The following is a 5,498-nucleotide window of genomic DNA, read 5'->3' on the forward strand; positions in this document are numbered from 1 at the left end:
AAGCCCGCTCCGTACCGCTTAGCGGTCGGAGTCGGGTAGTTTACGGTGCCTATTTCAGGTAGTATTGCTGGGTGTGGGTTTTCTGAGTTTAGAAATAGACCGCGACCTCAACGCAGTGCAAAGCCTGGCGTGGAGTTTCCTGTTGCGGGGTTGGGAGCCGGCCAGTTAGGAAACGCGGAAGCAGGAAGTAAAGCGGCAACGCTGCAGAGGCTGAGGACTCTATTCTGCGGGGTGGGGTGGGGATGCTTTGTTACCGTTTCGTGAACCTTTCGGAGCGGACATGAGGACTTTTCCTTCTCCAGAGGTACTCCGTCGGCTGCCGGCTGGGGCTGCTGATGGGGCTATTATTCTGGGCACGTTGGTTCTCCTGGCCTTGGTGGCGCAGGTGGGGACGGGGGCTTTTGAGCAGTTTCAGCCGCCGGCGCTGGTGCCCCGAGTCGACCTGGATCCGCGCAACCTGCCCTACTACGCCGCCCGCTCCACCTTGCGCATGTTCATCGCCCTCTTCTTTTCCACCCTTTTTACCCTGATCTACGGGTATATCGCCGCCAAAAGCCGCTGGGCGGAGCGAATTTTGATCCCCCTGTTGGATATCTTGCAATCGGTGCCGGTGTTGGGGTTTCTCTCCATTACCGTTACCGGCTTTATCGCGCTTTTTCCCGGCAGCCTGCTGGGTCTGGAGGCGGCTTCTATCTTCGCCATCTTCACCAGCCAGGTTTGGAACATGACTTTTTCCTTTTACCAATCCTTGCGCACCCTGCCGCAGGAGCTGGTGGAAGCGGCTACCCTCTACCGCTTGTCGGGCTGGCAGCGCTTCGTCCAGTTGGAAGTGCCGGCAGCGATGGTGGGCCTCATCTGGAACGCCATGATGAGTTTTGGCGGGGGATGGTTCTTTGTGGCCGCCAGCGAGGCCATCAGCGTGCTTAACCAGGAGTACACCCTGCCTGGCCTGGGATCCTATGTGGAAGCCGCCGTTCAAGCAGAAGATCTGCCCAAGTTGGGCTGGGCGCTTTTGACCATGGCGGTGGTGATCCTGCTGGTGGATCAGCTCTTCTGGCGGCCTCTGGTGGCCTGGTCGGATAAGTTTCGCCTGGAGCAGAGCGCCAGTGCGGCTGCCCCGGAGTCGTGGCTGTATGATCTGCTGACCGCAGCGCGGATCCCGCGGTTGCTGGGCAATTGGCTGGCTCCCTTCCGAGAATTGGCGGATCGGCTGTTGTCCTATTTAACTCGCCCGCGCTGGGGGGATCCACCCAATCCCGAGGCGGAGCGACGCCGCGAGCGGCTGTTGACTCAGCTCTCTTGGCTGGCCATTGGCGGGATCGGGATTTGGATTGTTCATTTTGTGTCCACCACCGTGGGTTTCGGGGAGGTGCTGCTGACCTTTGGGCTGGGGATCCTCACCCTGCTGCGGGTCAGCGTGCTGTTGGTTTTCGCCACCGTGATCTGGACGCCGATCGGAGTGGCCATCGGCTTTAATCCACGCCTGGCAAAGTTGCTGCAGCCGGTGGTGCAATTTCTGGCAGCTTTTCCGGCCAATTTCCTCTTTCCATTTGCCACGCTGTTTTTCATCCGCACCCAAATTAGCATTGAGTGGGGCAGCATTTTGCTGATGTCGTTGGGAGCGCAGTGGTACATTCTCTTTAACTCCATTGCCGGCGCCCAGAGCATTCCCACAGATTTGCGCGAGATGGCCGTGGATGTGGGCTTGCGGGGATGGCAGCGCTGGCAAAAGCTGATTATTCCGGGGATCTTTTCTGCCTGGGTTACCGGGGGGATCACGGCCAGCGGCGGCGCTTGGAACGCTAGCATTGTCTCGGAGATCGTGGCCTGGGGATCCACCACTCTCAAGGCTACGGGATTGGGCACCTATATCGCTGAGGCAACGGCGGTGGGAGATTGGCCCCGCATTACTTTGGGCATTGGCATGATGAGCTTGTTTGTGGTGGGCATCAATCGCCTTTTCTGGCGGCGGTTGTATCAATTGGCAGAAGAAAAATATCACCTTTAATCTTTGAGGCTATCTGATATGAGTTCTGCAGCTTCTCCGGTTCTGATCGAAGTTGAGAGGGTCTACAAGCGCTTTCCTTTGCCGGAGGGCAAGGGCGAGTTTACGGTTTTAAGCCAGATAGATTTGCAAGTGCGGGCAGGGGAAGTTTTGGCTTTGTTGGGCCGCAGCGGCAGCGGCAAAAGCACCCTGCTGCGCATCATGGCGGGCCTGATCCCGCCTAGCGAAGGGCGAGTGTTGAGCAATGGACGTCCTCTGCGGGGCCCCAACCCGGATGTGGCCATGGTGTTTCAGAGTTTTGCTCTCTTGCCCTGGCTGACGGTGCAGGAAAATGTGGAGCTGGGGCTGCAGGCTCAAGGGATCCCGCGCGAGATCCGGCGGCAAAGGGCCCTCAAGGCCATCGACCTGGTGGGCCTGGATGGGTTCGAGAACGCCTACCCCAAGGAACTCTCGGGGGGCATGAAGCAGCGGGTGGGCTTTGCCCGCGCCTTTGTTCTAGAGCCCAAGGTGCTGTTTATGGACGAGCCCTTCAGCGCTCTGGACGTGCTGACGGCGGAGAACCTGCGGGGGGAGATCGACGAGCTCTGGAACACCCAGGCCTTCCCTTCCCAGAGCATTCTCATCGTTACCCACAACATCGAAGAGGCCGTGTTTTTGGCGGATCGGGTGGTGATCCTGGGATCCAAGCCGGGGCGGATCCGGGGAGAGGTGAAAATCGACCTGCCGCGGCCCCACGAACGTACGGATCCCCGCTTCAAGTCCCTGGTCGACTACATCTACGAGATCATGACCAATCCGGAGATCCCGGTAACCGGCGAGGTGGCTGCCCCCACTTCGGTAAGCAGTAGGGCAACTTCTCCCTACGCGCTGCCCCTGCCCCATGCGCGGGTGGGCGGCATCAGTGGTTTGCTGGAGCTGATTGTGGAATGGCCGCAGGCACGGGTAGAGATTGCCGAGCTGGCCGAGCGGCTGCAACTGGCGGTGGATGACTTGCTGCCGATTTTGGATGCGGCGGTGCTGTTGGGCTTTGCCGAGGTAAGCGGCAGGGTGGTACAACTGACCGAGATCGGCCAAGACTTTGCCAACACCACCATCTTGCGCAGCAAGGATCTCTTCCGACAGCAGCTTTTGGCACGGGTGCCGGTCTTCAAGAGCATCCTGCAGACGCTGGAAGAAAAAAACAGCCGCTCCATGCGGGCGGACTTCTTCTTGGATCTCTGGGACGAACATTTTCCCCACGAGGAAGCTGAGCGGCAGTTTGCTACAGCCGTTGACTGGGGGCGCTATGCGGAGCTCTTTGAGTACGATGCCTCGGAAGAGCGGCTGTATCTCCCGGATCCCAGCGAAAGCTCCGCCGCTTCTGAGCCTGTCGGCCTTGATTCCCGTTCTGGCTAGGGCCAGCTTGGCTTTGCCTTTTCCAAAGCTGGGTCGTAGGTTAGAGGTACGATGCCTATCCCAGAAAGCCCGAAAATTTACCACATCACTCATGTGGACAACTTGCAAGGTATCGTAACTGCCGGCGGCCTACTTTCTGACGCGGCAATCCTGCAGCAAGGCGGGCCGACGCAAATAATTGGCATGTCCAAAATCAAGCGGCGCCGAATCGAGGAGCTGGAAGTTGCCTGTCACCCCGACACAAAAGTCGGCGACTATGTTCCCTTTTATTTTTGCCCGCGCTCGATCATGCTTTATGTTATCCACTGCGCCAACCACCCCGAGTTGGCCTATCGCGGCGGGCAGACCCTAGTCGTACACCTCGAAGCCGATCTGTACCGGGTCATCAATTGGGCTGACCACAGTGGAACTCGATGGGCTTTCTCCCTCTCCAATGCAGGGGCACGCTACACTGAGTTTCGCGCACAACTCGACTGTCTTGGTGAGCTAGACTGGGATGCCATTAGTGCTAGGGATTTTCGCAACTCAGATATTAAAGAGCGCAAGCAGGCAGAATTTCTCGTCCATGGCTATTTCCCTTTTGATCTCGTTGAAAGGATCGGAGTGTGCCAGGCTAGCGTCAAAGACAGGGTCAACCAAGCATTGGCAGGAAGTAGGTATAATCCTGCGGTTGAAGTCCGTGCCGATTGGTATTTTTAGCGGAGAGAGGCCATGAACCTCGAGTACTGTGTCGGGGATATCCTGAAAGCGGATGCGGAAGCGCTGGTCAATTCCGTTAACTGCGTTGGCGCCATGGGCCGTGGCATTGCGCTGCAGTTCAAAAAAGCCTGGCCTGAGAACTTCAAGGCCTACGCAGCAGCTTGCCGACGGGGGGAGGTTCGGCCGGGCAAACTATTGGTTTTCGAGACAGGAAAGCTGACCAATCCGCGCTACATTATCAATTTTCCCACCAAGCGCCACTGGCGAGGGAAGTCGAGGATTGAGGACATTGAGGCTGGGCTGCAGTCCCTTGTCCAAGAGATCAGGCGCCTTGACCTACATTCGGTTGCTTTGCCACCCCTAGGCTGTGGCCTCGGTGGTCTCAGTTGGCCAGATGTTCGCTCCCGCATCGAGCGGGCACTGGCAACGCTCACGGATGTCCGCATTCTTGTCTATGAGCCGACTGAAGTTCAGCTTTTGCCGAAGAGCATGCGCCGTGGGCAGGTTTCCACCTTGACCCCGGGAAGAGCGGTGCTGGTGGGCCTCATGGAGCGTTACATCAACGGTCTACTGGTTCCCTTCGTTTCCCTGCTCGAGCTGCACAAGCTGATGTACTTCCTGCAGGAGGCCGGGGAGCCGCTGCGCCTGCGGTTCACGAAGGGCGTCTATGGCCCCTATGCTGAGAACCTGCGGCATGTTCTCAAGGAAATCGAAGGGCACTACATCTCCGGGTACGGATCGGGGGGTGACCAACCGGACAAGAAGCTAGAGCTTGTGCCTGGCGCCGTTGAGGAGGCCTACAGCTACCTCGCCAGTCAGCCGGAGACGAGAGAACGTTTCGAGCGTGTTAGCGACCTCGTGGAGGGTTTTGAGTCGCCATATGGTTTAGAACTGCTCGCCACTGCCCATTGGATCATAACTCGCGACCACCCCAGCACGGCGGAGGAGCTGGTGGAGGGTTTCCACGCCTGGGCGGAAAGAAAGCGACGATTCAGCAAGAAACAAATCCTGCTCGCCACTCAAGTTTTGGTAGAGAAGGGATGGGTCAGGGCCTTTCCGACGCAGCAGTTCGCAACCAGCTAAAGCAGGTTCGAGATATGGTCATTCCAGGCTAGATCGAGACAGCTCCCAAGCGCTCCGCGCCGCTACCCCCAGCCCCTCTCCCAGAGAGAGAGGGGAGTTGTGGATGAACTTGAAGAACTGTTTCATCGCTATTTGATAATTTGATTCCTGCCCCGGATCGCTGTACAGTTTTCCTCTCTAGCCTCTGTTCAAAGGGAGAAGAGAACTAGGGATCGACGCGACGAGCCATTTTGCTGCCACCGGCCATGCCTACTCGTAAATCCAGCTTTGGGTGGCGGGCGTCCAGCTTACCAGCTCGGATTCCTGGAACCAAAGG

General features: G+C 58.1%; 4 protein-coding genes. All 4 read left to right on the top strand.

The window, feature by feature from the left end; all coding sequences use genetic code 11:
- Positions 1–280: 280 nt before the first annotated feature.
- Genes NW857_RS12085 through NW857_RS12100 form a run of 4 tightly spaced genes read left to right on the top strand, consistent with a single transcriptional unit; the run spans position 281 to position 5,182 of the window.
- Positions 281–2,008, top strand: coding sequence for an ABC transporter permease (locus tag NW857_RS12085; RefSeq protein WP_414336095.1), 1,728 nt, complete (start codon positions 281–283; stop codon positions 2,006–2,008).
- Between the two features lie 18 nt (positions 2,009–2,026).
- On the top strand, positions 2,027–3,400 hold the full coding sequence (locus NW857_RS12090; RefSeq protein WP_414336097.1) for a nitrate/sulfonate/bicarbonate ABC transporter ATP-binding protein: 1,374 nt from the start codon (positions 2,027–2,029) through the stop codon (positions 3,398–3,400).
- Positions 3,401–3,451: 51 nt separating this feature from the next.
- Positions 3,452–4,099 carry a DUF4433 domain-containing protein gene (locus NW857_RS12095; RefSeq protein WP_414337017.1) on the top strand — a complete coding sequence of 216 codons (648 nt, stop codon included), beginning with the start codon at positions 3,452–3,454 and terminating at the stop codon, positions 4,097–4,099.
- Between the two features lie 12 nt (positions 4,100–4,111).
- Positions 4,112–5,182, top strand: a complete 1,071-nt coding sequence (locus NW857_RS12100; RefSeq protein ID WP_414337015.1) for a macro domain-containing protein — start codon at positions 4,112–4,114, stop codon at positions 5,180–5,182.
- Positions 5,183–5,498: the final 316 nt, after the last annotated feature.

It is taken from the genome of Synechococcus sp. H55.9, from assembly GCF_047462355.1.
Taxonomy (GTDB): Bacteria; Cyanobacteriota; Cyanobacteriia; order Thermostichales; family Thermostichaceae; genus Thermostichus.

Excerpts from the sequence above, each read along its gene's own strand:
- NW857_RS12085 (WP_414336095.1), top strand. The coding sequence starts at position 281 with ATGAGGACTTTTCCTTCTCCAGAGGTACTCCGTCGGCTGCCGGCTGGG.
- NW857_RS12090 (WP_414336097.1), top strand. The coding sequence starts at position 2,027 with ATGAGTTCTGCAGCTTCTCCGGTTCTGATCGAAGTTGAGAGGGTCTAC.
- NW857_RS12095 (WP_414337017.1), top strand. The coding sequence starts at position 3,452 with ATGCCTATCCCAGAAAGCCCGAAAATTTACCACATCACTCATGTGGAC.
- NW857_RS12100 (WP_414337015.1), top strand. The coding sequence starts at position 4,112 with ATGAACCTCGAGTACTGTGTCGGGGATATCCTGAAAGCGGATGCGGAA.